Genomic DNA, 26,670 nt, shown 5'->3' on the forward strand with positions numbered 1-26,670 from the left:
AACCCACCAACTTTAAGTAAGTGAGAAAAAGATGGCTGAAGAAAATAATGCACAGCGCGTAGAACAGCTGGTTGAAGAAGGCGAGTTCGCAGCTGACTATCTGGAGGAATTCCTCGATATTGTAAATTTAGATGGCGACTTGGTACTGGATGTGGAAAATGACCGTGCCTTGGTTGATATTGTTTCTGAAGACGGAGCTGGCGATTTAGAGCGGCTGGTTGGTGAGGACGGACAGATTCTGGACGCTTTACAAGAGCTCACCCGCTTGGCTGTGCAGGCCCGCACTGGGGAGCGTTCCCGGTTGATGCTTGATATTGCTAGCTTCCGTGCGGATCGGCGCCGTGAGCTGGCAGAAATCACCGAAGAGGCGATTACTCGGGTGCGCACTTACGGCGAACCGGTTATGTTGGAATCGATGAATCCTTTTGAGCGGAAAGTCTGCCACGACGTGATTGCGGCAGCCGGGTTAGCTTCTGAGTCCGAGGGCGTTGAACCAAACCGTTGCGTAGTGGTTCTTCCCGCTGCAGCTGCTGCAGCAAATGCGGAAGAAGAGTGACGTTTCTTGTCTGAAATTGAGGCTTTGCCTGTAGAGATACCCAACCAAGCCGCTATTGATCTATTTGATTTATCCTATTCTGCGGTAGAGCATTTCGCGCAAATGTTGATTGAAGAGGGGGAAACCCGCGGGTTGATTGGTCCGCGGGAGTTACCTCGCTTGTGGTCACGGCATTTGGTGAACTCTGCGGCGATCGTGCCTTTTATTCCCGCTGATGCGCAGATGTTAGATGTTGGCTCGGGGGCCGGTTTTCCCGGCGTAGTGGCTGCGATTATGCGCCCTGATGTGGATGTGCATTTAGTTGAACCTATGTTGAGGCGGATTGAATGGTTGGCTGACGTTGTGGAGGAGCTGGGCTTAGATAACGTTACCTTGCACCAGAAGCGGGCCGAAGAACTGCATGGGCATGGGAAGGCTGATATTGTTACTTCTCGGGCGGTGGCGAACTTAAGTAAGTTGATTCCGATTACCTTGCCTTTAGTGCGCGGGGGCGGTTCCTTACTGGCTCTAAAGGGACGTAAAGCTAAAGATGAGGTTGCTCAAGCCCGCAGACTGTTTAAGAAGTTTGGGGTGGTGAAAGCTACTGTTCACGAGGTTCCCTCTGTGATGGAAGACGAATCTACGATGGTGGTGCAGTTAAAGCGCGCTAAATAGTGGATTTAGCTTAAATGCCTGCTTTGGACGTTTCCAAAGCAGGCATTTTTATGTTTAGATATATACTTTCCCTTGATTAAGGGTTTGCTGCAGGAAATATAGGGCTGGCTGGTTTTGTGAAATCTTAATGTTTCACGTGAAACATTTGTCTGGAAGGTGTATCTGTCTGAGGGAAGGTTTACACTTAAAGGTGAATGAAAGGACTAACTGTGGCAGGAAATAATACCCCGTTAGCGGATGAACTTTCAGCTACCGCAAAGCTACGCGCAGAGCTGGCAGAAGCCGTTTTCCCCAAGCCAAAGCAACCCACGGTAATTGCCGTTGCCAACCAAAAAGGTGGGGTTGGTAAAACTACTACGACGGTAAACCTGGCAGTAGCTTTAGCTAAAGGCGGGTTAAATGTCTTAGTAGTAGACCTTGATCCACAGGGGAACTGCTCTACTGCACTGGGAGTGGAACACCATAGTGGAATTTCTTCTACCTATGAAGTCTTAATTGGCGAAAATAGCCTAGCCGAAGTACTGGTAGACTGCGCAGAATCAGAAAACTTAAAAGTCTGTCCAGCCACTATTGACCTTTCCGGCGCAGAACTAGATTTAAGTGCTCAACAAAGAAGAGAGTTCGTTCTAAAAGAAGCCCTGGACGTTTACTTAGCGGTTAATCCGGAAACCCACGTCGTGTTAATCGACTGCCCACCAAGTCTGGGACTGCTCACCATCAACGCTTTTGCTGCATCTGACCAAGTTCTAGTGCCAATTCAGGCTGAGTACTACGCACTTGAGGGCTTGGGAATGCTACTCAATACCGTAAATAAGATACGCGATTATTTAAATCCCCAGCTTCATATTGGAACTATCCTTTTAACCATGTTCGATAAGCGCACCAATTTAGCCTCTGAGGTCGGTAAGGAAATCTTCCAGTATTTCCCTCAAGAACTAATTGGTACGGCAATTCCTCGTTCTGTGAAGCTTTCCGAAGCCCCTAGTTTCGGCACTTCTATTTTCGGACATGACCCCCGCGGGATTGCTGCTTTAAGCTACCAAAAAGCTGCTTTAGAGTTAGCTAATCGTCTGGCAAAAGCCTAAAATTTACCGTTAGTTCAGCGTCGAAAGAAGAAGATTATGGCAGAAAAGCGCAAAGCCCTGGGACGTGGCCTCGGCTCCTTAATTCCCACTCAGGAAAGCGATGTTCCACGTGAAACATCATTGGCTCCGGAAAAAGCAATGGACGTATTTTTCCCGCGTAGCAATGAAACGAGTAAGGGAAAAGAACCTACCGGGCGCGCCGGACATAGTGCCGTAACTGCAGATTTACTGAAACCACCTGCGCGCCGAACACAAAAAGCTAAACCGAAGAAAACTAAAGTACGTAGCCAAGAAGCTGGCTTAGGTGGCGCGGTAAGGGGTGCAGGAGATTCCCCCTCAAGCGCGGACTCCACTTCCAATCCGCGGAAGATTGCTCCCCAGAACATTGATATACAGGGCATTGATGGACCGGGCACTGATAGACAGCGCATTGATGGACAGAATATTGAGGAAGACGGCGGAGGCAAAAGCGGTGTTAGCGGTCAGGCTGCGGCCATGCCAGGCCAAGCTGGTCACGTGCTTACTAACTTAAACCTTTCTGACGAGGCCTCCAGATTGGAAAAGACGGGGCACACTAACCGAGCATTAAGCGTCAAATCTGAGGATGAGTTAGATTTGGTTCCGGTGCCAGGTGCTCGTATGGCAGTGCTGAAGATAGCTGAAATTGCTGCAAACTTAGATCAGCCACGTGAGTTCTTTGATGAGGAAGCCCTTAAAGAACTGGCGGAGTCTGTAAAAGAAATTGGTATTTTACAGCCGATAGTAGTTAGAGAAATCTCTGATAATAAGAAGCGTTATGAAGCGCTCATCAAGGCGCAGATTGCGGCGGGTAAACCGGCTGAATTAAAGTACGAACTGATTATGGGGGAACGGCGTTTACGGGCTTCCCAACTGGCTGGTTTAACCGAGATTCCGGCAATTATTCGCGACACGCAAGATGATGAGATGCTTCGCGACGCGCTGTTAGAGAACCTGCACCGAGTGCAGTTAAATGCTATTGAAGAAGCTGCTGCTTATCAGCAACTTTTAGAAGAATTTGGCTGCACCCAAGAAGAACTTTCGCAAAAAATCAAGCGTTCGCGTCCACAGATTTCCAATACCATTCGTCTTTTGAAGTTACCGCATAACGTGCAGTTAAAAGTAATGGCAAATGTCATCAGTATGGGTCACGCACGCGCCCTACTCGGATTAGACTCTGCAGAGAAAATGGAACTTCTGGCAGAGCGAATTGTGGCCGAAGGACTTTCGGTACGTACAACAGAAGAACTGGTTTCTTTGGGTGAGGTCAGCGCACAAAAGCGTGTTAGCGGAACGAAACGTCAGCCGGCACCTCTTTCAATTCAAGCAAATTATGTACAAGAGCGTTTGGGTGACCTATTCGATACAAAGGTGACCGTTGAACAACGCAAACGGAAAGGGAAGATCATCGTTGAGTTCGCGGGCGAAGAGGATTTAGAGCGGATTGCTGCTTTAGTGCAAGTACTGAAACTCTCCGCAGATCGACCTTAGACGACAGATGAGGCTGAAACTGGTTTCTGAGAATCGCCTCAGACCAGAAATTCGCTTCCGGAAATTCTGATTTTCGGGAAGCAAATTTCTAACCTCGTGGCTCTCACAGAATCGTTCAGAAGTGGAATAAAGATGTTCCACGTGAAACATTGGAGGAATTATGGAAGACGAAGAAGTATGGTCTGAACCAGATCCGCTTACCAAACATCGAGCGCGACTATCAAAAGCCTTATGGGCTGTCATTCTGGCGATGCTAACTTTTATAATTGCATTTGCAGTCTACTCGTTTTCGCAAGGAATTAACCGGTATCGAATTGAGGGCGTAACTTCTACGCAGTTGCAGGCGGAGCAACCAAATACCGCAGCTGAGCTGGTTAAGATAATCGCCCCTGACCATAATTGGAGCGAAGCAGTTTTAGTTTGTCCATATGCAGATCCTAAAAATCTTCCTACTTACGCTGCGGAAGCCGCTACACAGTCGAATCTTCGGGTTGAAAGTGAGGCGCTGGCATACTGGATTACTAATGGTGAACAACGTCTGATTGTCCGCGGGGACCGTGGAGAGGTTGATTTCTGCGGTGGAGTTAATAATACCGGGCAGATAATTATGCCGAAGAGTATGCTTGAAATAAGCAAAAAAGCTGATGTATTGTACGTCGAAGTACACGGAATTGAGTAGGGGAAAACATGGAATATCAGTTAATTGCGTGGGTCTTTTCTGTAATTTTATTATTAAAAGGAGTGGTAATAGGTTACATCAGTTACCAAGCTGGAAATATTGAATTAAAGCGGAATTCACTTTTGGGTGTGCGCACAAAACTCTCTCAACAGTCCTTGAAAAACTGGAACGTGGCGAATTTTGCAGGCCGTTACCTAATGGCAGTGCAAGCGGGTCTGTTTCTGCTTGGTGCTGCAGTCCTAGGCGCATATGCGCTGATGTACCAGGTGACTTTGCTAGGGCTTTTAGTGTGCACAGTGCCGTTAATAGTGAGTGTCTTATTCTTTTATCTGGCAAATCGGTTTGTTGGCGATAAAGCCATAAAGGAATACAACGACATAGCTTCATAACCTAAAGATTCTGAACGTATTTTAAATGGCTCGTCTTAGCGAAATCTTCTAAGGCGAGCCACTTTAATCAGGTTTAGAGGTATTGTGCAGTACGATGTTCCACGTGAAACATTGCGGCTCGTTCTGCGGCAGAAATAGGTAGGCATCCCTTTAGTGCCCAGTGCTCCTACCGAAGTTCTATAAAACGTTTACAGAAAACCGCTTATTCCTTTTTTGCGAACTGGCGCACCTGAAAACTGGGAGACGTTATCCTGATGGAGTTATTAGTCCTCAAAACATAGTGAATACGCACCGAGTATTCCTGCATTCAACCAGCGATTCGTTAGAAGATCGGTTCATATAAGCCATCGCCATCAGCAATCGCCATCAGCAATCGCCATCAGCTACTTCTATCAGCCACCTCTATCCGGCACTACAATCCCCACGCTACAATCCCCATGCTGCATCCCATCAGTGTACAAGAATAGTTTCTCGACGCTACAATACCCACGCTACAACCCTAAGCTGCCCTCTGCGCGCAAAACCGGACTAATAAGCATTAAAGCAATGCTCAAAAGGTTATACTATTATGAACCGTGTTGTTCAGAAAACTCCAGATTTGAGAGAATAAAGCATATAAAACCAAGCAGGTAAGTCAAGAACAGTCTGGAAAAATGAATACTGCGAAGACACCCGAAAATAAGCATACAAATCCCCCTAAACCAGAAGCTAATCAACCGTCCCTCCCTCCGGCAGGACCAGTGTGGTTTCCCTCGGTGATGGGGACTGGAATTCTTACCACCCTACTAATCCAACACGCCGCACATATCCCCACAGCTGCTCACCTGGCGTTACTAACCTTATTCTTAGCTTGGTCTCTACTGCTTTTCTTAACCCTAGCTTTCTTATACCGGGGTATCAGCAATCCAAGAGTATTCTCAGAAGCCCTCTATTCCCCCGCGATCATTCCGTTTTGGGGAACAGTTTCAATGGGGTACCTTTCAGTCGGATCAGCAACTGCCACCGCAGTCCCCTACCACTGGCCAAAACTAACCGAACTAGCGTGGCAAATAGATACAGTAATGTGGCTAATCGGTGCAGCCATAGGGATTCTTTCCGCATTCTACTTCGCCATCCGCATGGTCGGAACTAGCCTGGGCACCCCAAACTTCGTTTGGGGACTAGCCGTGGTTGGCCCCATGGTGGCAGCCACCAGCGGAGCAAACCTCTCAACTCACCTACCCGAAAACTGGGGGCCACTTGTACTCATCTTCTCCATCACCGGGTTCATGGTAAGTTTCACCCTGGGGTGGGCAATTTTTATCCAAGCCTACTACCAATTCTTCACCGTGCAACCCCTCCCCCTCATAGCTTCGGCATCCTCCTGGATTCCCCTGGGCTTAGTAGGACAATCCACTGCCGCCGTACAAGCCTTCGTAGTGAGCGGAAAAGAATTTGCAACCGGGCGTTTAATCGAAGATCTAGTATCTTTAGCTAACTGGTATGGGTTTGTCATGTTTGCAGTAGGTACGCCCCTCACCCTATGGGCAACTATCGTGACCATACGCGGTTTCGCACAAAAAATGCCATTCACTCCAAGTTGGTGGGCAACTACCTTCCCCATCGGTACTTTAGCGTTAGGCGCAACCGCCCTCGGAAAATCTTTAGAAAGCAGCCTGCTTATCTGGCTTGGCGCCGCAAACACGCTGGTTTTATGCGCAACCGTAACCCTCAGCCTAACCGCAAGCCTACGGGCAATCACCGCTAAAACGAAGCTGCTGCCTAACCTTAACCGAACAACCTAATCTTAACCGGCCAACTAATCTTAACCGAACAAGCTAATATTGAAGGGATAACTTCATAGTAACCGGACAGTCGAACCTAGCCGTTCTTAGCCGCGAAAGCAGCAATCTCCCCCAAAATATCCCTAAACGAACCAGCCGCATCCGCTGCCTGCGGGAAAAGAGAAGTATCCGTCATACCCGGCGCCACATTCACATCAATCAAATAAACATCCCCATCCTCACCCAAAATCAGGTCAATCCGGGAAAGATGCCGCAAGTCTAACAGCTCATGCACCTCTAAAGCAACCCGCTGCACCGCTTCAGTTTCAGCCGCACTTAAACGCGCCGGAGCAAAAAACTGCGAACGCCCCGTATTATAACGCGCATCGTAATCATAACGACCATCATCAGTGACAATTTCAACCGGCGGAAGCGCGAAAGGCTCTTCTAAATCAACAATCGACACCGCAATCTCACGGCCGGGAATAAACTGCTCCACCATCACCGTATCCCCATAGGCGAAAGCATCCACCATTGCAGAGCGCAACTCATCTTCCGAAGAAACCTTAGAAAGACCCAGCGCCGAACCCCCATCAGAAGGCTTCACAATCAGCGGGAACTGCAAGTCATCGCGATTATGCAAAAGTGCCTGCATCACCGCCGGAGCCCCCACTTGGCGGAACAAAGACTGCTTCAACGAAACCCAAGCAGGAGTGACAATCCCTTCAATCGCCGCTAAAGATTTAGCAGTCGGTTTCGAGGACGCTAAAACACACGCATGAGCTTGCGAACCCACGTAAGGAAAACCAACCAGTTCCAACAGGTCTTGAATCGAACCATCTTCCCCCACAGACCCGTGGATCAGTGGCCACACCACATCCGGTTCAAACTCAGCAACAGTTGGGAGAAACTGCCCATTTAAGTCACAGACTTCAACCACGTGCCCTAACTGGCGCAACAGGTTAGCTACCCGCCGACCAGAACGCAGTGAGACATCACGTTCGTGGGTTAGCCCACCGGCAACTACCAGTACTTTCAGCTTTTCTGCCATAGTCTCTCCTTGTTAAATATGGTCCGGCGCAGGAGCGGAAACTGCGTTAGAAGGTAACTCAGTACGAATGTTAGTGCCAAACATATCCACTAACTCTTTTTCAGCTTTAACTACGGTAGACAAACGCCGCACGCCCTCGCGAATATTCTCTGGCGTGGGGTAGCAAAACGACAGCCGCAAGTGGTTGCCACCACGCCCATCCGCATAAAAAGCCGTACCTGAAACGTAAGCCACCAGATTCTTAACCGCACGCGGAAGCATTGACTTCGCATCTAAACCAGGCGGTAAAGTCACCCAGGTGTAGAACCCACCCTCAGGTTTTGTCCACGTACAGTCAGGCATCATCTCATCTAAAGACTCCAACATGGCTTCTTTACGCTCGCGGTACATTTCACGGTAAGTCTGCACCTGAGAGAACCAGTCAAAATTAGTCAGATAACTTTCAATCGTCATCTGCCCCACCATAGACGGGGAAAGTACCGCAGATTCGGCCGCTAAAATCAGCTTATCGCGAATCGCATGTGGAGCCAGCGCCCACCCAATTCGAAAACCAGGAGCAAACATCTTAGAAAATGAACCCAGGTAGATTACGCCCTCGGGATTTAGTGCGTGCATGGCCTGCAATGGTTCAGCTTTGAAACCCAGCAGACCATAGGGGTTATCTTCCACAATCAAAATATGTTCGCGTTTACAAATTTCCACAATCTGCGGGCGACGTTCAGCGGAAAGAGTCACCCCACCGGGATTGTGGAAGTTAGGAATCGTGTAGAGGAACTTAATGGTGCGCCCCTCACTGCGGACACGACGAATCGTTTCGATTAAAGACTCTGGTACTAAACCATCTTGGTCCATATCCACGTGCACTACCTGGCCTTGGTAGGCGCGGAAAGTACCCAAAGCCCCCACATAAGAAGGGCCTTCCGCTAATACCACGTCACCTGGGTCCAGGAAGATCTCAGAAACCAAATCCAGAGCCTGCTGCGAACCGGTAGTGATTACCACGTTATCGGGATCGCCCTTAATATGCTCGTAAGCCATTACATCGACAATGCGTTGGCGTAGCGGCTCCCACCCTTGGCCGGAACCGTACTGCATGAGTTGTGCCCCGTGGTTGCGGATTAGACGCGCCGCATCATCAGCTAACTCATCTAAAGGTAAGTCTTTAATATTTGGCATTCCACCCGCTAAAGAAACTACTTCCGGGCGAGAGACAACTGCGAAAAGCGCACGAATTTCTGAGGAGCGCAAGCCATGCGCACGTTCGGCGTACGCGTTAAACCAAGGGTCAAGTCTGGTGCCGGAAGCCATTTCACGCATAGTGCCACTGTCAGTCATATCTTTACGCTTTCACTAGGTTGTGTAAGTAGCTTAATTTTGCCATGAATAATGCAAAATCATAAGTTGCTTTAGAAAAAAGCCGGTTTAACTCAAAGAAATCAGCAAATGTGAAATCGGCACTTTCAAGTTAATTTCCCCAAAAAGCTGGTTAGAACTTGAAAGTGCCGATGGAAACTCAAGCGAGTTTAGTTAAGATTACGCACCTAACAGGGGGCTGATTTCGGCGATCAGCTTATCTTTAGTGCGACCCCCCACGATGGTTTTCACTGATTCACCTAAAGTGAACAGGTGCATGGTGGGGATAGAAATAATCCCAAACTTAGCAGCCAGACCGGGTTCTTCATCTACGTTTACTTTCGCAACAACCAGTTTGTCGGAAAGTTCCGTGGCTACCTGCTCTAAGATGGGTGCCAGCTGACGGCATGGGCCACACCAAGGCGCCCAGAAATCAACCAGAACTGGTACGGGGGAGCTAATAACTTTTTCAGTAAAAGTTTCAGTAGTTACATCAATAACGTTAGCCATTAAAAGCCTTTCAAATTCAGTCGTTTAAAGATTCTAAGTAGTGCTGTGCATCTAAAGCGGCGCGGCAACCGGAAGCCGCTGCCGTGATTGCCTGGCGGTAGGTAAAGTCCACCACGTCACCGCAGGCAAATACGCCAGTGAGGTTAGTGTGCGTACCCGGTTCAGCCACCTTAATGTAGCCGTTGTCGCGCAGTTCCAGCTGGTCGCGAACCAGTTCCACCCGAGGGTCGTGCCCAATCGCCACGAAAAGACCATTAGCTTCGATAACTTTTTCTTCACCGGTGACTGTGTCGCGTAATGTCACAGTTTCTAAAGAGGTTTCTCCGCCCATATCAACTACGGCTGAGTTGAAAGCGAATTCAATCTTCGGGTTAGCTAAAGCGCGATCCGCCATTACTTTAGAAGCACGCAGCTGGTCGCGGCGGTGTACTACAGTAACTTTGGAACCGAAACGAGCAAGGAAGTTAGCTTCTTCCATAGCGGAGTCTCCGCCGCCAACTACTACGATTGGCTTATCGCGGAAGAAGAATCCGTCACAGGTAGCGCAGTAGGATACTCCGCGCCCGCCGTAGGTTTCTTCCCCGGGTAGTCCCAGAACGCGGTGTTGGCTACCGGTTGCTAAAATCACGGTGCGGGCTGAGAAAGTTTCATCTTCGGTGGTAACGGTTTTTACGTCACCTTCAAGTTCTACGGAAACTACATCTTCGAACATGACGGTAGCTCCGAATTTTTCCGCCTGTTCTTGCATTTTCACCATTAGGTCGGGGCCCATTACGCCCTCGGGAAAACCGGGGAAGTTTTCGACTTCAGTGGTGTTCATTAGCGCGCCACCAGCGGTGATAGCTCCGGCGATTACCAGGGGTTTAAACCCGGCGCGGGCAGTGTAGATGGCGGCAGTGTATCCGGCGGGGCCGGAACCAACGATTATTACGTCATGGATTTCAGACATGAACGCACCTTTCCATTAAGTTGTTATGTCTTACAACAAGTTATTTTGCAAGATTATTCCCAGCGGGTCAGAAATCTAAAGAATTGCTAGTCAGATCACTTTTCGGTGTAGTTTGTGAACTCCACACTAAGTGCCGGTATACCAATCTGTTTGGGGGGTTAGTCCGGTGGAAACACTTGACTGACTGGCAGATACACCGGAAGTTTGCGGGGCTTCAGCTGCACGTGACAGACCCGGCAATAACCCTAAAGTTCCCAGGGCAAAAAGCAGCGCCAAAATAGTCAGCACAACAAAAATCACGATAGTTGGCTTAGTTGGATCTACGCGTTTGCCAGTTTGGAAATCATCTACTGTTTGCCGTACAGATTCAAATGATTGAGAGATCGCTCGGGTACCTCTGTGCAAAGTCTCAATCATGATTCCGTTCTTTTCATTAATTTCCGAGGACGGTTGCTCATCTCCAGTTTTAGAACGGCTCCCTTTAAGAGTGGAACTAGCCGAATCTTTTAGTTTGGAAAGCGCAGGAGTCAAGTAGGCTGCCAAAGCAGCACCAGTGGTTTTAGCTCGTGCTAAAACTGACGGGGAAGCATCATCGGCTACTTCCTCAGCTGCTTCCTCGGCTACTTCTGCAGCTGCAGAACTTACTTCACTAGCCTTAGGGACAGTAGTTTTACTTCCTTTAAAGGGAAGGTGTCCGATAACCATAGTTTCTTCTAAATCAGCAGGTGAAGAAACTTCCGGTTCAGTTTCTTCGTCTATCACCGGAGCTAACTGTAAAGCAGCAGTATCTGTGTCCACTGATTCTGTAGCTGGCGTGAACTCACTAGCAGTCCCAAACTCAGGGAGGGAACTTACCGGATCGGCGTGCTTATAGGGAGCTGGCTGGAACACCACGGCCACGCGGTAAAGCTGGTCAATTAATCCACTCATAAACTTAGACGCAAACGGAGTTTCTTCTGCGTCCTTTTCTAAAGAGGCGGGAGCTACTTTCGCAGTAGCAAACTTACTGCGGTCAGCCAGCTTATCGCTAAACCAAATGGGTTCTTGCGGGTCATTGCCAGGTGTAAAGAAATCTTCATCAGCAGGTTCTGCTGCCGGTTCTGTAGTCTTAATCAGATTCACCTGCGGAAGTTTTTCACCAAACTTTTTCACACTCGGAATTCTATTACCTACCGCATCTAAAATGGCATTGAAACTACGGCGATCAAATATCGCCATCAAAATAACGTAGATTATGGTGACGCAAAGAACCACTAAAATACCGCGCCAGGCAGCCCCCAGTAACTGAACTGAATAAGCCGAACCCGGAGCATAGGGATTAACCAGTCGCAGCAAACTGTAGGCTAAGAAACCGGAAATTAAGGAAAGAACAAAATAAAGCGCGGTTTCTAGAATAATGGCAGGTTTATTAACTCGCGGAATTCTAGCGGCAACGAATTTTAGGCTTAACCAGGCAACTGCCAACCGCATGACAGCTTCAGCCGCTAGGGTCCCAGTTACCCACAGGTAGCCGGGAAGGAAACCTTTTAGAATCCACGAAGTTATTACGAAAGCTACCGTTGGGAATAGGACTGAAAGGAGGATTGGTTTACCGTCCTCTAACGCAAAGAAAACGCGAGTAGAGAACATGGAAATAGCAGCTACCCCTAAACCGGGGAGCATAACTACTAAAGCGAGGGCGGTTCCGTAAACCTGTTCTTCCCCAACTCGAGGAGCTAAAGCCTGGAAAATGGGGATTGCGCCCGCCCCTAGAATCGCAGCAGCCCAGAGGTTCAAAACAGTGGTGATACGCACGCCAAAGTGGAAGTCTTTTGAAACCTGCAGGTAATCGTTATCGGCAGTAGCTGACGCAATGCGGGTAAAAACAGCAATCGCGATGGAAGTAGTGATAATCGATTGCGGCATCATGTAAATCATGAAAGTGAGATTAACCGCGGTAATTGACGGGGCGTACAGGCCGGTTATTTCTCGCCAGTTATTTGCTGCTGCAGCGATGTTAGTAGTGGAAATGATGGAAAGCTGATTGACTATAAGAACGGCGAACATCCAAATAGCGATTTTGGAAGCTGACCGTAAACCGGCACCGCGGAATTTGAAATCAGGGCGGATTTTAACGCCGGCGCGGTGCAGGGGAATAAAGAGTAAGAGAGCTTGGACAATCACCCCTAAAGTAGCTGGGCCAGCCAGTAACGCAGTCCGTTCAAAAGTCCAAATGCTTGGGTCATCTACGTTAGAAGCAGTCCCGTACACCATGATAAATGCGATTAAACCGGCAATGCCGATAATGTTATTTACCACCGGAACCCAAGTGTAGGGGCCAAAAATACCGCGGGCATTAAGAGTTTCCCCTAAGAGATTGTATAAACCGTAGAAGAAAATCTGGGGTAGGCACCAAATGGAAAATACTACTGCTAAGGATTTCCATGCGGGGGGCATTTCCACGGTAAAAATATTCACCAAAACAGAAGCGCCCACTAAAGTTAGCAGGGTCATTCCAAAAAGGATGGTCCCAGCTAAAGTGATTAGCCGATTCACGTAATCTGAACCAGAGGTGGTTTTAAAAGCACGCACAATCTGGGGCACTAAAATCGCGTTTAAAACTCCCGCAGCAAGCAGGTTATAAACCGTGTTCGGAAGACTATTTGCCACTTGGAAAGCGTCATTAGCGGCAACCCCACCAATTGCGGCGATAAGTAACGACCAGCGGATAAAGCCTAAAATGCGGGAAACTAAAGTTCCTGACGCCATAACAGCTGAGGACTTTAACACCGAGCCTTTAATCGGATCACCGATTGGTTTCGCTTCTGCTTTCACTGCAGTTTCCTTACTCATTTTTCGCCTCGCTTACCGGATTTTCAGAACTTACTTGAAGTTCTTTAGGTTTTTGCCGATTCCGACGAAAAGTACGAAATACGCCGAAGATGAAAATTACACACACAATAACTATAAATACGACAGTAGCATTAGATTCCCAGTCAGCTCTGACTCTTACCATAAACTTCATGTCTTTATTGATTTCAGTGCCATCGTTAGCGGTAACGATAACCTGTACCTCAACATCGCCCGTACCGATTGCCTTCACTGGAAATTCCACTGTCTGCTGGGATTTCCCGCGGATTTTCACAGTTACCACATCGTCAATCTGTAAGCGCGGGTCAGAGGGCTGTAGCTTAACATTTACTACTGCTTCAGTGCTGCTTTCGTTTATGATCCGCAGCGGTAGGGTTGCGTTTTTATCAACTAAGTTAAAAGTTGAGGGCTGGGCGACTTTAATTAAGTGGGTAAATTTTTCCATTTGCCCGGTGAAACCTTTAACCACTTTAGTTTGCAACTGTGAATCTATCAGGGCACTTTCACTAAAGAGGTTTTGTTTAGCTAATAAGTATTCTTCCTGTAACTGTGCTTGCGCAGAAATAGCTTTAGCCATTGGCATGGCTTTATTTAAAGCGGAATCCAGAGCGTTTAAATCAGCTTGTTTTACGGTCACAACCGGGTTGAGGGCGCTTTGAGCTAAAACCCGTAACGGAACTGGTTCTGCTACGTCTTTAGAAGAATAAAAGTCTTTAGAAGTTTCCACCCAGCGGTTTTGTAACAGCGCCTGCAGTCTGGCTAACTGTACTTCATCCCAGCCACTTGCTGGCAAGAGGGTCAGAAATGAGCGCGGCTGAAAAGGGCGTTCGCGAGTTAAAACAGCAGAAACTGCTTTTAAGTACTGCGTATCATCTAATAGTTCATCGGCTCCGGTAATTTTTCGATTAAATACTTCGTTTAAAGTCTGCTTTGAGGTAAGTAATAAACCTCCGTCAGCAGAGGACGTAGACGAGATTTCTCCGTCAGCCGTGTAGAAAGCATAGGTGCTGGGTGAATAGTTATAACTCCAGGGAGATTCAAGCTGCAGCTCACCTGCAAGGATGGTTTTGCCCTTCCATTGAGTTAAAACTGCGGCGTCGATTAGCTGTTGTTTACTGGGGAAAAGACTGCGCTCCAGTTGTGAATCTGGTTTTGGTAATAAGGGGACAACCACGTCTGTACGAACCGGGAGTTTCCCAAAGTCAGATTCATTCACTTGGTTACGTAAATGCGTTAAAAGATCAGTTGTATGAGCCAGTTTAGAAATGGCAACTACATCTGGTGATCCGTTGGGAAGGGCAATAAGTTCTGAAGCGGTGTTCGCCAGCTGAGTTTGGCCGAAATCGGACTTTAAAATATCTGCTGGTACGGCCAGGGTAACCCCGGGGATTCGGGCTGCTTCAAGCGGATACTTCCAGTCAGCTGCGGTGGGGAGTTGAGTTTCAATTTTTTCTTCAGAAACCTGAGTTTGTACGGGTACGGTCCCTACTGCGTGGATGCGGGAGGGGGCGATTTCTACTTGAGAATCCCAGATAATTAAAGACCGGTCGGTGGCTTGTATGGAGTTACTTGCAGCCGCCACTTCAATTCCGCGTGGCCCCCAATCCCAGGCATTTCCCAGCGGCAGGGCTGCTTTTGGAATTTCAATTTTGAAACTAGTCGGTTTTTGCGGGGGAAGATCAGTTAATTGGGTTTGCGCTACCCACTGTCCGGCAGGAGTTTTTTCTGCCAGATAGTTCTTTAACTGTTCTGCGTTTAAAGCAGTATTAGGGCTGACGCGCACCACCAGGTTCAACAGGGGGGTTGCTTCTTTTACAAAAACTGTTCCTTCAACTACCAGGGTGTTTTCTGAGCTGAGAACGCGTGGTTTCAGATCATTAATTTTCACCGACAGGTTTTCGTTCCCAGGGTGCTGCGCTGGCAGAGTTAAAGTAGTTGGGTTAGTTGTAGTTTCAGTTAAGTTGCCCGCTGGCGTTGGAGAAAAAACATTTCGAGTGGCGGAGTCAGAATCGGCAAGATTCTCATTTCCGAGGGCGTTCGCGGAACTAGAAATTCCCCACAGGCCAGTTGAGACAGTAGCTAACCCAACCAGTAAAGACGCAATTCTTGTCGCTTTCCGACCTGTTCTCATGCATAATCACCGTACCGGTCATCAGCTACATAAGCATCGGGGTAGAGCAGTTGCATAGCGATAGAAACTACGCGTCTTTCGTTGGGGTAAGCCAAAATATTAGCGACTTCTTTTAACGGGTACCAAGCTGCGTCTTCGGCTTCTTGGTCCGGATCATTCTCAACCGTAATTTCACCGCTTACATACTCTAAAAGGAAGTGGTAAACGATTTTGTGTACGCGCCGGTCTAATGAGGAAAACCAGTAGTCAATATCAGCTAGGGGAATGACTACTTTTCCAGTTATCCCCGTTTCTTCAGCAATCTCACGGATAGCGGCTATTTCGGCAGATTCATTTGGTTCAATATGTCCCTTTGGGAGGCACCATTCGATTTTCCCAGCGCGGTTTCGCCGAGCAATTACTGCTACCAGGGGGCGTCCATTTTCGATTTTTAATACCAGACCGCCGGCGGACTGTTCTTCAACTACCGGTAGGCTCCTCCCGTGGGTGCGCTCAAAATGCGCCACCGGAGGGCGGCGAGGAGGGCGAGGAATCGCCGTCATTTTGCGCGAATTACTTTGAGCCATACTACTACTCTAAGTCTTTCCGCGGTAGATTTGCGATATTGGGAAGGATGAGAACAGTCTATACTGGTGTGAGATGAGCCGAAATCCGGCTCAAACTAACTGTCACAGGAGTTTTCTTTGAGCTTGTCTAAAACCGAATTTGGCGTGGGATGCTTAGATTCTCAACGCCTGTTAGAAAACGCGCACGTAGCTTTAAAAAAACTCCCACCTGAGATTCTTGATTTAGGTCACGTTTTTGTTTCTGCCGGATACGAACTTGCTTTAGTGGGCGGGCCAGTCCGAGACGCTTTTTTAGCACTTCCCCCCCACGATTTCGATCTAACCACTAACGCACACCCGGATGTAACGGAAGAACTCCTCCAAAAATGGGGAGCAACCACCTGGGGGATCGGTAGAGAGTTCGGGACAATCGGCGGACAAAAAAATAAACTCACCGTAGAAATCACCACCTACCGGACAGAAGCCTATGAGGTAGGTTCACGTAAACCCGTGGTAGCTTATGGAGACACGTTAGAAGGCGACTTAAGCCGCCGTGACTTCACTGTTAATGCCTGCGCCCTCACCCTCCCCGATTTAAAGCTTGTTGACCCTCACCACGGTTTAGAAGATTTAGCCGCTGGGATTTTACGCACCCCCGTCTCAGCTAAACAGTCTTTTGACGACGACCCGCTTAGAATCATGCGAGCTGCTCGTTTCGCCGCCCAACTGGGGGTAACGGTAAGCGAAGAAATTAAAGAAGCTATGAAAGAGGGCGCGCACCGGTTAGAAATAGTTTCAGCCGAACGCATCCGCGCTGAACTTGAACGACTAATCATCAGCCCCCAGCCTCGCCTGGGACTGAAATTAATGGTCGAAACCGGCGTTTGTGACCTGGTACTTCCCGAGTTTTCCGCCCTCCGGGAAACAGTTGATGAACATAAACGCCACAAAGACGTTTACGAACACACCCTCACCGTCTTAGACAGAGCTATCGCATTAGAAACTGACGAAAACGGCCCCGTGCCCAGACCGAACTTCACTTTACGCTTCGCTGCCCTGATGCACGACATCGGTAAACCAGCGACCCGAAAATTTGAAGCAGACGGCACAGTCTCATTCCACCACCACGACTACGTGGGGGCAAAGATGACTCGTAAACGGATGAAGGCACTCAAGTTCGATAAACAAACCACCGCTGATGTAGCTGACTTAGTGAAACTCCACCTAAGGTTCCACGGCTACGGGGAACAAACTTGGACAGATTCAGCAGTCCGCCGTTACGTTGCCGACGCAGGACACCTTTTAGAATACTTACACCGCCTGACCAAAGCAGACTGCACTACTCGAAACAAACGTAAAGCCGCTTATTTAGAAGCCACCTACGCTGAGTTAGAAGCACGGATAACTGAGTTAAAAAAGCGTGAAGAACTTGACGCGATCCGCCCTGACTTAGACGGTGAAGAAATCATGGAGCTACTGGGACTCACCCCCGGCCCTGAAGTGGGACGCGCCTACAAGTATTTACTGGAGCTAAGAATGGAACACGGTCCTTTAGGGAAAGAACAAGCTGCCAAAATGCTCCAAGAATGGTGGAATACCCCGCAGTAATCCGTATCCGGTGGCATCCCTAAGTTAAATCAACGAAAATAAGAGTAACTATAGATTTAATGAAAACTAATTAGGGGTAACCATGACACTTAACCCACCACAGGCAGGTACTGCAGCTATCGGCGTATATGGAATGGGCGTAATGGGTTCAAACCTGGCACGCAACCTAGCTCGAAACGGCTACCGCACAGCTGTGGGAAATCGCAGTATCGAACGCGTCGAAGAGTTCATTAAAAACTACGCAGACGAAGCAGAATTTGTCCCCACTGCCGATCTGGAACAGTTTGTTAACGCCCTCGAAACCCCGCGAATTGGGATTATTATGGTGCAAGCCGGAGCCGCTAGCGACGCGGTAATGGAACAAATGGCCAGCCACATGGAAACCGGAGATATCATCGTGGACTGCGGCAACTCTCTTTTCACGGACACTATTCGCCGCGAAGCGTGGTGTCGCGCTCGCGGACTGCACTTTGTAGGCACCGGTGTTTCCGGAGGGGAAGAGGGCGCCCTCTGGGGCCCTTCCATCATGCCCGGGGGAACTGCGGAATCATACGCGCGGTTGGGAAGCATTTTTGAAACTATTTCTGCGCAGGTAAATGGAGAACCCTGCTGCACCCACGTCGGCACAGATGGGGCCGGACACTTCGTAAAAATGGTGCATAACGGGATCGAATACGCAGATATGCAACTAATCGCAGAATCTTACGATCTGCTTAAACAGGGATTAGGTTTATCAGCGGCGGAAATCGCGGAAATTTTTGCGACTTGGAACCAGGGCGAACTGGAATCCTACCTAATCGAAATCACCGCAGAAGTCCTCCGACAAGTCGATGCGGAAACTGGCAAACCTCTAGTTGATTTAATCGTCGACCAAGCCTCCCAAAAAGGCACCGGTAAGTGGACGGTTCAAAACGCTTTAGACCTGGCTGTTCCGGTCACTGCCATTGCTGAAGCCACTATGGCTCGAGGAGCCTCCTCTGCTTTGGCGCAGCGCACTGCTGCCAGCGGTTTTGCCGGACAGGTAAAAACATGGGAAATCAGTGATCCAGCCGAGTTCATTGAAGCTGTGCGACTGGCACTTTACGCTTCAAAAATCGTCGCGTACTCGCAGGGGTTCACACAAATCAGCGAAGCCGCAGAAAATTACGGTTGGAACATTAATCTAGGTGACGTAGCGCGAATCTGGCGCGGCGGTTGCATTATTCGCGCGGTATTTTTAGAAGACATAACTGAAGCGTATGAACGTAACCCGCAGCTGCCTCTCTTATTAGCAGATCAGAATTTTGCTGCCAAAGTTAAACACGCGACGCAGGCTTGGCGTGAAGTTGTCGCGCAAGCTGCTTTACACGGGGTGCCTACCCCGGTGTTTTCCTCTGCGCTAGCCTACTTTGATACTTTACGGGCAGAGCGTTTACCAGCGGCACTAATTCAAGGGCAGAGAGACTTCTTTGGGGCGCACACCTACCAGCGGATTGATAAACCGGGTACTTTCCACACTGAGTGGGCAGAAGCAAACCGCCCTGAAGTAAGCGTATAGCCGGAAGAGAAGTTTATGACTGAACATGAAAATACACCGCGAAGACCTTCTGGATTACCTCGGCGCCGCGATATACACGGAAAACCAGCAGAAGCTCCTGTAACTGAGGAAACTCAAGCTGAAGAAACAGTTACTAAGGCCGAGACAGAAGCAGTAACTGAACGAGTTAGCCTATTCGAGCGGCAGGCAGCAGCGGAAACTGACGCTGCTGGCACAGAAGCAGCGGAAGCGGACCCAAAAACTCCGATTTGGGCGGCGCGAAATACTGCTTCGCCGCAGCAGAAAGAGGAAACAGTGGCACCTAAAAAAGGAAATAAAGCTAAACAACCACCCGCTAAAGCAAGTTGGGGGAAGCGAATTTTCAAAGGCATACTGCTAACTGGGGTGGCAGGTTTTACCTTAAGTGTTCTGGTTTTCGTCTTTGCGTACATTACAACTAAAGTACCTGAGCCAGGAGAGTTCGCGTTAGCCCAAAATACTACGGTCTATTATGCTGACGGGGAAACTCAAATGGGCACATTTGGGGAACTTAACCGCACCATCATTGACGCAAATACTCTGCCAAAACATGTGGGCCACGCGGTAGTTGCCTCAGAAGATAGGAGTTTTTACACAAACTCTGGGATTGACCTGTGGAGTATTGGGCGCGCTGCCTACAACAACTTAAAGGGCGGGCCATTACAGGGTGGTTCTACGCTTTCGCAACAGTATGTGGAACGTTACTATTTGGACACTACCACCGGATACTGGGGAAAGTTCAAAGAAGCGATTTTAGCGCTTAAAATCAACCGCCAGCAGTCTAAAGAAGAAATCTTAGGGAACTACCTAAATACGATTTACTTCGGAAGAGGTGCCTACGGAATTGAAGAAGCCTCGAAACGCTATTTTGGGCATTCCGCAGCGGAATTAACTATTTCTGAATCAGCACTGTTAAGCGGCATCATTCCGGCGCCCTCAGCTTGGGATCCAGCAGTTAGCCCTGACATTGCTAAACAGCGGTGGGAGCGCGTGCTTAATCTAATGGTTGAAGATGGTTGGATTACTGCTGAAGAACGCAGTGCCGCTGTTTTCCCAGAAGTGATTGAACCGAAAGAATCCTTATCCTTTGCCGGTCCGCAAGGTTACATAATGCAACAGATCCGCGCGGAACTTGTTGAAAAGGCTGGTTTCACTGAAGAAGAGATTAATACTGGCGGATATAAGATTATTTCTACTATTGATAAGGAATCCCAGGAACAGGCTTTGCGTGCGGTTGCTGAAATTCCAGCTGGCCATGCGGATAACCTCAGGGTTGCCCTGTCAGCAGTGGATCCAAGAACCGGGGAGATAGTTGCTGAATACGCGGGAGCTGACTATCAGAAGCTACAGTCAAATTCAGTTACCCAAGATTATGCGATGGCTGGTTCGACAATGAAACCACTGGGGTTAATGGGATACATTGCCGCCGGTGGCACCATTAACGATGTTTACAACGCAAATAGTGGGATCCAGATTAAGGACTCAAGAACGGGCGTGCTTAGTCCGCCGATTCGTAACTACGCTAATATTTCCTACGGTTTTGTGAACTTACGTTTTTCCACTTCTCGTTCTGCAAATACGTCATTTTTGGGAATGAATGACGCGATGGGACCAGAAAAAACAGTTGAAGCTGCGAAACGGCTGGGCCTTAGCGATAACGCGATTGGTTTAGAAGCGAACCTAAATAACATTCTTGGTTCAGCGGCAGTTCATAATATTGATTTAACGCGAGCTTACGCTACTTTTGCTTCTGGAGGGGTGCGGATTGATCCGCATATCGTCCGCCAGGTACTCGATCAGCAAGGGGACGCTGTCTACACTGCGTCTACTGAGGGGGAAAGAGTTTACAGTTCTGAGGATGTTTCTGAGATTCTGCCGGCTTTACGTGATGCGGCAACTGGGGGGACTGGTGCGAAAGCCAGTTACCTAGGTCGCCCAGTTGCAGGGAAAACCGGTACATCTGAAGATACTAAGTCAGCGCAGTTCGTTGCGTTTATTCCGCAGCTGGTAACTACCGTGTCTTTCTACCAGGTTGGACCTAACGGGGAGCAAGAATCAATTACCCCTTGGAATGGGTTAAATGAGGTGACTGGTTCATCTATCCCCGGGGACGTGTGGTTAAACTTCATGCAGGGAGTTATCCATAAGTATGAGGTGCAAGATTTTGACTGGTACGTGCCTCAAAATCGGCAAACTAAGTTCACTAAGCACGCTTACGTGCCACCTCCACCAAAGAAAGAGGAGAAACCGGAAGAAGAGCCGGATTCAAAACCTGAAAAACCGGTTGAAGAAATTAAGCCGGACCCACCCAAGGAAACCGATCCGGCGTTGCCACCTGAAGAGCAGGTGCCCCCTCCAGAAGATCCTAATGATAAGGAAAGTTAAGGGGGAGCTTCCCTAAAATGCAGTTGGGGGCTTTATTCACCAGATGGTGAATAAAGCCCCCAACTTTTTAGAAGCTAACTGCGATTAGTCAGCTACTACAGTAACGTTTAGACGTGCGGAAACCTCTGGGTGGAGGTTAGCGAAGACTACTACGGAACCTACGTTCTTAATGGCTTTTTCGATAACTACCTTACGGCGGTCTACCTTAATGCCAGTAGCTGCTTCAACAGCGGCGCAAACGTCTGCGGAAGACAGTGCCCCGTACAGGTTACCCTGTGCGGAAGCGTGCTTTGCAACGGTGTAGGTTGCTGCTTCTAGCTGATCGCGGACTGCGCGAGCATCTTCGATAGAAGCGATTGCCTTCTTACGACGCAGTGCTACTGCAGCGTCAATCTGTTTTTGTGCACCTGGGGTCCAGCGTTCTGCTAAACGACGTGGAACCAGGTAGTTACGTGCGTAACCGTCCTTAACTACAACAACGTCACCTGCGGAGCCGAGGTTAGGAACATCGTGGGTCAAAATTAGCTTTGCCATATTTCAGTCTCCTTTTTATCTCAGCGGCCGGAGCTGGAGTAAGGGAGCAGTGCCATTTCGCGAGCGTTCTTAACAGCTTTAGCGATACGACGCTGTTCCTGCACGGATACGCCAGTTACGCGACGAGCGCGGATCTTGCCACGGTCAGAAATGAACTTGCGTAGCAGGGCGGTATCCTTGTAGTCAATGTTTTCGATCTTAGCCGAGCGAAGAGGGTTTGCCTTCTTCTTTGCTGGCTTGCGAAGTTGTGGCTTCGCCATGGTGTCTCCTAAATAAGGTCTTTGTAACTTAAGAAGTTTAAGTTAAATCGTTGATTAGAACGGTGGTTCGTCGTCGAAAGAGCTTCCGCCTCCCGTGGACCACGGGTCGGCAGGTGAACCACCTGGGGCAGCGCTGAAGTTAGGGGTTCCAGAGGGAGCACCGAATCCACCGGCGGCAGGGCCACCCTGTGGTTGGTTACTTCCAAAACCGTTTGTTTCAGGCTGGTTGTAGCCACCCTGGTTGAAATCACCAGGACCATTTTGCGCGAAACCTCCCTGGTTGGACTGTCCCCCATAGTTAGATGGGTTACGAGTCACCTGGGCGCGTGCGTAACGCAGGGAAGGACCAATTTCATCAACCTGTAGTTCAACAGAGGTGCGTTGTGTCCCGTCCCGACCTTCGTAAGAACGTTGGATTAGGCGACCTTGTACTACAACGCGCATTCCTTTAGAAAGGGAGTCTGCGACGTTTTCAGCGAACTCGCGCCATACGGAGCAGCGCATAAATAGTGCGTCGCCGTCTTTCCACTGTCCGGTTGCCCGGTCGAAAGTGCGCGGGGTTGAAGCGACGGTGAAGTTAGCTACTGGTGAACCAGAAGGGGTGTAACGCAGTTCAGGGTCGGCAGTTAAGTTACCAACAATCGTTACTATCGTATCTCCAGCCATCTTTACTCCTTAGATTTCTTGCGAGGGGAAAGGCTATTGTTAGGCGTCGTTGCGCAGCAGTTTGGTGCGCATTACGGATTCGTTCAGGGTTAGCTGACGGTTGATTTCCAGTGCAACAGGAGAAGTAGTGGTCATATTAACCAGTACGTAGATTCCTTCAGACTGCTTCTGGATTTCGTATGCTAAGCGACGCTTGCCCCATACGTCTACGCTCTCAACAGTGCCGTTGTTATCTGTTACCAGAGTCAGCAGCTTTTCCATTGAGGGAGCGACGGTGCGTTCGTCAACGGTGGGATTGAAGATCACCATTAGTTCGTAAGCACGCATTATTTCCCCACCTCCTTTGGACTAAATCGGTCACGGACGGTCCGTGACAGGAGGGATATGCGATTGATTTCCTTATGTCATCTCAGGGAAAGTTCTGATGGCAGAAGCTCCGTTTGAGATAAGTCAATCAACTTACAATCTTAACTTATCGGCAGGGGGTTTAGCTAGGTGTAGTTTGCGCGATTTTGCTTACTATTTGTAGTTATTTTCAGGGTTTAGCTGAGGTTTAGGTGCTGCCAGGTTGTTTGGCGGGTGCGCCAATAGAGGGTGAGGGCGCGCCCTCCGATAAAGAAAATTCCAAAAAGTAGCCAGATGGAGGCGAGGGCGTCACTTTGACTACTAAGCGAAATAACTGCGTCTTTTAAGGTGAGCGCATAGTAAACCCAAAGAGCGGGGAGGAAAAGAGCCATCACGAAAGTAGCGGCAAAAGCTAGGTAAAGATTGTCGCCAGCGCCAATTAGAATCCCATCTAAGACAAACACGTACCCAGCAAGCGGGTAGAACGGAGCGGAGTAGAGTAACCCTAAAGTGGCGATTTTTGTTAACGCAGGATCAGAAGTGAAAAGGTAGGGGAGCAGGGGGGAGGTGGCGGCAACGAAAATTCCCAGCAAAGTTCCAGCGATTATGCCCCAGCGGCTGAGGGTGCGAAGTAGCTCTTGGGCTTGGCGGGAGTTTTTTGCGCCCAGACTGCGGCCGATTAACGCTTGGGCGGCGATGGCTAAAGCGTCTAAAGAAAATATGGCGAAACCCCAGATGGTGGCAACAATTTGGTTTCCGGCAACTGAGAGGTCCCCGGCTTGGGTGAGGGTTACCACGGTGAAAAGAAGGCATACTCTCATGCTGAGGGTGCGGAACATGAGGGGAGCGCCGGTGAGGGTGGCTTTGAAAATCCCTTGGAAGTTCGGTAGGGCATGGACTTGGTGGGTTTTGCAGGCTTTGAGTACTCGGTAGGTGAGGAACCCACCCATTCCTAGTTCTGCGAGGGCGGTTCCTAAAGCGGATCCGGTGATGCCCAGGTTGAAACCGAAGATTAGGATTGCGTTTAAGAGGGCGTTTACTGCAGCGCCGACGGTGGCGACTACTAAGGGGGTGCGGGTATCTAAAAGTCCGCGGAGAGTTCCGGTGGCAGCTAAAGAAAGGAGCATGCCGATTAGTCCGGGAGCTGCGAAATAGAGGTAGGCGTTTGCGTGGGGGAGAGTGTCTGCGCTGGTGCCGAAAAGTCCAATCAGGGTGGGACTGTAATAGAGGAGGAAGCTGGTGGTGATAACTCCACAAAACAGGGCGAGCCAAAGTGCATCTAAACCAGCTTGCAGTCCGGCTTTTTGATTTCCAGCTCCGAAGTGTTTGGCAGTTAGTGAAGTGGTGGAGTAGGCCAGGAAAACAAATAGTCCAAAAGTGGTGATGAGGATGGTGGAGCTGATTGCCAGTCCCGCTAATTCGCTGGTGCCCAGGTGGCCTACCATGGCGGTATCTACAGTGGTTAGTAGGGGTTGGACGATTAGGGTACCTAATGCTGGTAAAGCCAGGGTTAGGATTTGTTGGTTGAGGTTATGGGGGGTTTTAGGTTTAGGTGAAGTGTTCATAAAGGTTTAAGTTTTGCTTTAAGGTTGTCTCTACCAAGGAGGTTTTATCCACCAATTCATAATTGTATTTTTTATCCACAGACTGTGAATGAATCTGTGGGTAACTATACCTTGATTTTTTCGGAAATGAGGGCGCTGGGACAAATGTTAAGTAATTGAAAGATAGCAACTTGTCCACAATAATTCACAGGTTATCCCCCGATATCCACAGAAAATCCCCAAGTTATCCACATTGAAGGTTTAAGTTCGGCTATAAACTTGCCTAAAACCAAGGTATTCTGCCAACAGGTAGAGAAAATTTGTGATTCCCATAAAATAGCTGTGGATAACTAATTAAAGGGTGAAAATGTAACATGGCTGATTCAACCGTATTTGATCGATTGCCACCACAGGACTTAGAAGCTGAACAATCAGTCCTGGGCTCCATGATGTTATCTAAAAAGGCTATCGACGATGTTGCCGAAATCCTTAAAGGAAGAGACTACTACCTTCCGAAACATGAAACTATCCACAACATCATTATGGAATTGCATTCTGAAGGAGAACCGGCAGATGCAATTACCGTAGCGGACGCATTACAAACCAACGGCAAACTAAGCAATGTGGGTGGACGCGACTACCTCTATCACCTAATTTCTTTAGTTCCCACGGCGGCCTCGGCAAACTACTATGCGCGAATCGTAGCTGAACGAGCCATTTTGCGACGCCTGGTTGATGCTGGAACGCGAATTGTGCAACTTGGCTACGCCACGGACGGCACAGAAGTTGATGACATAGTTGATGCCGCCCAAGCAGAAATTATGATGGTGGCCGAAGACCGCGCCCGTTCAGACTACATTTTATTAAACGACTTAACCGACCCTTTGGTGCAAGAGCTCGAAGAAATCCAAGCTAACGGGGGGCCGGCGAAAGGGCTTCCTACGGGGTTAATTGATTTGGATCACCTCACTACCGGATTGCAGCCGGGGCAGATGATTATCGTGGCGGCTCGCCCAGCAATGGGGAAATCAACGCTGGCAATGAACTTTTTGCGCTCTGCTGCCATCACCCAGAAAAAACCGGCGATTATTTTCAGTTTGGAAATGTCTCGCTCAGAAATTGGGATGCGGTTAGTTGCGGCTGAAGCTGGCGTACTTTTTGGGAATATGCGCCGCGGAAAACTCACCAATAAAGACTGGACAAAAATTACTTCTTCCCTAGGGCGGATCTCTGAGGCTCCCCTGTATATTGACGACTCTCCAAATATGGCAATGAATGAGATCCGCTCAAAGTGTCGTCGGTTAAAGCAGCAGGTGGGATTAAGTCTGATTGTAATTGACTACTTGCAGTTGATGACCTCGGGGAAAAGAGTTGAGTCGCGGCAGCAGGAAGTTTCTGAGTTTTCACGTTCTTTGAAGCTATTAGCGAAAGAACTTGAAGTGCCGGTTGTGGCAGTTGCGCAGCTAAACCGTGGGCCGGAACAGCGTACGGATAAGAAACCGATGATTGCGGACCTGCGTGAATCAGGTTCTTTAGAACAGGATGCTGACGTGATTATCTTGTTGCACCGACCAGATTATTACAATAAGGAAGACCGCGCGGGTGAAGCAGATATTATCGTTGCGAAACACCGTAACGGAGAAACAGCTACTTTGCCGGTTGCTTTCCAGGGGCACTATGCGCGTTTTTCAGATCTTGCTCGGCAGGTTGGTTAAACAAAAAATGACCGCCTGAGGGGTAATCGGCTAG

At 48.9% G+C, this 26,670-nt stretch carries 23 protein-coding genes; 11 read left to right on the forward strand and 12 right to left on the reverse strand.

Annotated elements, in window-relative coordinates; all coding sequences use genetic code 11:
* Positions 1–31 precede the first annotated feature (31 nt).
* The 7 genes from NXS08_RS06610 to NXS08_RS06640 all read left to right on the forward strand — a co-directional run bounded on the left by NXS08_RS06610 (position 32) and on the right by NXS08_RS06640 (position 6,656).
* The gene (locus NXS08_RS06610; RefSeq protein WP_259138707.1) at positions 32–556 is read left to right on the forward strand and encodes a R3H domain-containing nucleic acid-binding protein; all 525 of its coding nucleotides are present in this window, start codon (positions 32–34) and stop codon (positions 554–556) included.
* 6 nt (positions 557–562) lie between these two features.
* Entirely contained in the window at positions 563–1,210 is a 648-nt protein-coding gene (rsmG, locus tag NXS08_RS06615) for a 16S rRNA (guanine(527)-N(7))-methyltransferase RsmG (protein WP_396232255.1), read from the forward strand.
* 194 nt (positions 1,211–1,404) lie between these two features.
* Positions 1,405–2,295 carry a ParA family protein gene (locus NXS08_RS06620; RefSeq protein WP_259138709.1) on the forward strand — a complete coding sequence of 297 codons (891 nt, stop codon included), beginning with the start codon at positions 1,405–1,407 and terminating at the stop codon, positions 2,293–2,295.
* Between the two features lie 36 nt (positions 2,296–2,331).
* Complete coding sequence (locus NXS08_RS06625; RefSeq protein WP_259138711.1) at positions 2,332–3,804, forward strand: ParB/RepB/Spo0J family partition protein; 1,473 nt, start codon at positions 2,332–2,334, stop codon at positions 3,802–3,804.
* Between the two features lie 160 nt (positions 3,805–3,964).
* Entirely contained in the window at positions 3,965–4,483 is a 519-nt protein-coding gene (locus NXS08_RS06630; RefSeq protein WP_259138713.1) for a hypothetical protein, read from the forward strand.
* An 8-nt stretch (positions 4,484–4,491) separates the two neighbouring features.
* Positions 4,492–4,872 carry an SdpI family protein gene (locus tag NXS08_RS06635; RefSeq protein ID WP_259138715.1) on the forward strand — a complete coding sequence of 127 codons (381 nt, stop codon included), beginning with the start codon at positions 4,492–4,494 and terminating at the stop codon, positions 4,870–4,872.
* A 653-nt stretch (positions 4,873–5,525) separates the two neighbouring features.
* Positions 5,526–6,656: a TDT family transporter gene (locus NXS08_RS06640; RefSeq protein ID WP_259138717.1), complete on the forward strand. Its 1,131-nt coding sequence runs from the start codon at positions 5,526–5,528 to the stop codon at positions 6,654–6,656.
* A gap of 76 nt (positions 6,657–6,732) precedes the next feature.
* On the opposite strand, the gene NXS08_RS06645 is transcribed toward NXS08_RS06640, so the two are convergent.
* The 7 genes from NXS08_RS06645 to NXS08_RS06675 all read right to left on the reverse strand — a co-directional run bounded on the left by NXS08_RS06645 (position 6,733) and on the right by NXS08_RS06675 (position 16,045).
* Positions 6,733–7,686 (reverse strand): D-alanine--D-alanine ligase, encoded by a 954-nt coding sequence (locus tag NXS08_RS06645; protein ID WP_259138719.1) that lies wholly within the window; start codon positions 7,684–7,686, stop codon positions 6,733–6,735.
* Positions 7,687–7,698: 12 nt separating this feature from the next.
* Positions 7,699–9,021, reverse strand: coding sequence for a PLP-dependent aminotransferase family protein (locus tag NXS08_RS06650; RefSeq protein WP_259138721.1), 1,323 nt, complete (start codon positions 9,019–9,021; stop codon positions 7,699–7,701).
* A gap of 198 nt (positions 9,022–9,219) precedes the next feature.
* Complete coding sequence (gene trxA, locus NXS08_RS06655; protein WP_259138725.1) at positions 9,220–9,549, reverse strand: thioredoxin; 330 nt, start codon at positions 9,547–9,549, stop codon at positions 9,220–9,222.
* Between the two features lie 16 nt (positions 9,550–9,565).
* A complete protein-coding gene (trxB, locus tag NXS08_RS06660; RefSeq protein ID WP_259138727.1) occupies positions 9,566–10,498 on the reverse strand; it encodes a thioredoxin-disulfide reductase in 933 nt (310 codons plus the stop codon).
* 126 nt (positions 10,499–10,624) lie between these two features.
* On the reverse strand, positions 10,625–13,330 hold the full coding sequence (gene murJ, locus NXS08_RS06665; protein ID WP_259138729.1) for a murein biosynthesis integral membrane protein MurJ: 2,706 nt from the start codon (positions 13,328–13,330) through the stop codon (positions 10,625–10,627).
* Positions 13,323–15,479 (reverse strand): DUF6049 family protein, encoded by a 2,157-nt coding sequence (locus NXS08_RS06670; RefSeq protein WP_259138731.1) that lies wholly within the window; start codon positions 15,477–15,479, stop codon positions 13,323–13,325. The genes murJ and NXS08_RS06670 overlap by 8 nt, the downstream gene beginning before the upstream one ends.
* Positions 15,476–16,045, reverse strand: a complete 570-nt coding sequence (locus tag NXS08_RS06675) for an NUDIX hydrolase (RefSeq protein ID WP_259138733.1) — start codon at positions 16,043–16,045, stop codon at positions 15,476–15,478. The genes NXS08_RS06670 and NXS08_RS06675 overlap by 4 nt, the downstream gene beginning before the upstream one ends.
* Positions 16,046–16,162: 117 nt before the next feature.
* Between NXS08_RS06675 and NXS08_RS06680 the strand changes: the two genes are divergently transcribed.
* From NXS08_RS06680 to NXS08_RS06690, 3 genes are all read left to right on the forward strand, one after another.
* Positions 16,163–17,632, forward strand: coding sequence for a CCA tRNA nucleotidyltransferase (locus NXS08_RS06680; RefSeq protein WP_396232257.1), 1,470 nt, complete (start codon positions 16,163–16,165; stop codon positions 17,630–17,632).
* Positions 17,633–17,714: 82 nt separating this feature from the next.
* Positions 17,715–19,169, forward strand: coding sequence for an NADP-dependent phosphogluconate dehydrogenase (gndA, locus tag NXS08_RS06685; protein ID WP_259138735.1), 1,455 nt, complete (start codon positions 17,715–17,717; stop codon positions 19,167–19,169).
* Between the two features lie 15 nt (positions 19,170–19,184).
* Positions 19,185–21,572, forward strand: coding sequence for a transglycosylase domain-containing protein (locus NXS08_RS06690; protein ID WP_259138737.1), 2,388 nt, complete (start codon positions 19,185–19,187; stop codon positions 21,570–21,572).
* Between the two features lie 84 nt (positions 21,573–21,656).
* On the opposite strand, the gene rplI is transcribed toward NXS08_RS06690, so the two are convergent.
* The 5 genes from rplI to NXS08_RS06715 all read right to left on the reverse strand — a co-directional run bounded on the left by rplI (position 21,657) and on the right by NXS08_RS06715 (position 24,942).
* Positions 21,657–22,106, reverse strand: coding sequence for a 50S ribosomal protein L9 (rplI, locus tag NXS08_RS06695; RefSeq protein ID WP_259138739.1), 450 nt, complete (start codon positions 22,104–22,106; stop codon positions 21,657–21,659).
* A 20-nt stretch (positions 22,107–22,126) separates the two neighbouring features.
* Positions 22,127–22,366 carry a 30S ribosomal protein S18 gene (gene rpsR / locus NXS08_RS06700; RefSeq protein ID WP_259138742.1) on the reverse strand — a complete coding sequence of 80 codons (240 nt, stop codon included), beginning with the start codon at positions 22,364–22,366 and terminating at the stop codon, positions 22,127–22,129.
* A gap of 54 nt (positions 22,367–22,420) precedes the next feature.
* Positions 22,421–23,032, reverse strand: coding sequence for a single-stranded DNA-binding protein (locus NXS08_RS06705; RefSeq protein WP_259138744.1), 612 nt, complete (start codon positions 23,030–23,032; stop codon positions 22,421–22,423).
* Between the two features lie 39 nt (positions 23,033–23,071).
* Positions 23,072–23,359: a 30S ribosomal protein S6 gene (gene rpsF, locus NXS08_RS06710; protein ID WP_259138747.1), complete on the reverse strand. Its 288-nt coding sequence runs from the start codon at positions 23,357–23,359 to the stop codon at positions 23,072–23,074.
* A 215-nt stretch (positions 23,360–23,574) separates the two neighbouring features.
* Positions 23,575–24,942 (reverse strand): MATE family efflux transporter, encoded by a 1,368-nt coding sequence (locus NXS08_RS06715; RefSeq protein WP_259138749.1) that lies wholly within the window; start codon positions 24,940–24,942, stop codon positions 23,575–23,577.
* Positions 24,943–25,295: 353 nt separating this feature from the next.
* Between NXS08_RS06715 and dnaB the strand changes: the two genes are divergently transcribed.
* Complete coding sequence (gene dnaB / locus NXS08_RS06720) at positions 25,296–26,636, forward strand: replicative DNA helicase (RefSeq protein ID WP_259138751.1); 1,341 nt, start codon at positions 25,296–25,298, stop codon at positions 26,634–26,636.
* The last annotated feature ends 34 nt before the right edge of the window (positions 26,637–26,670 follow it).

It is taken from the genome of Gleimia sp. 6138-11-ORH1 (assembly GCF_024814355.1).
Classification (GTDB): domain Bacteria; phylum Actinomycetota; class Actinomycetes; order Actinomycetales; family Actinomycetaceae; genus Gleimia.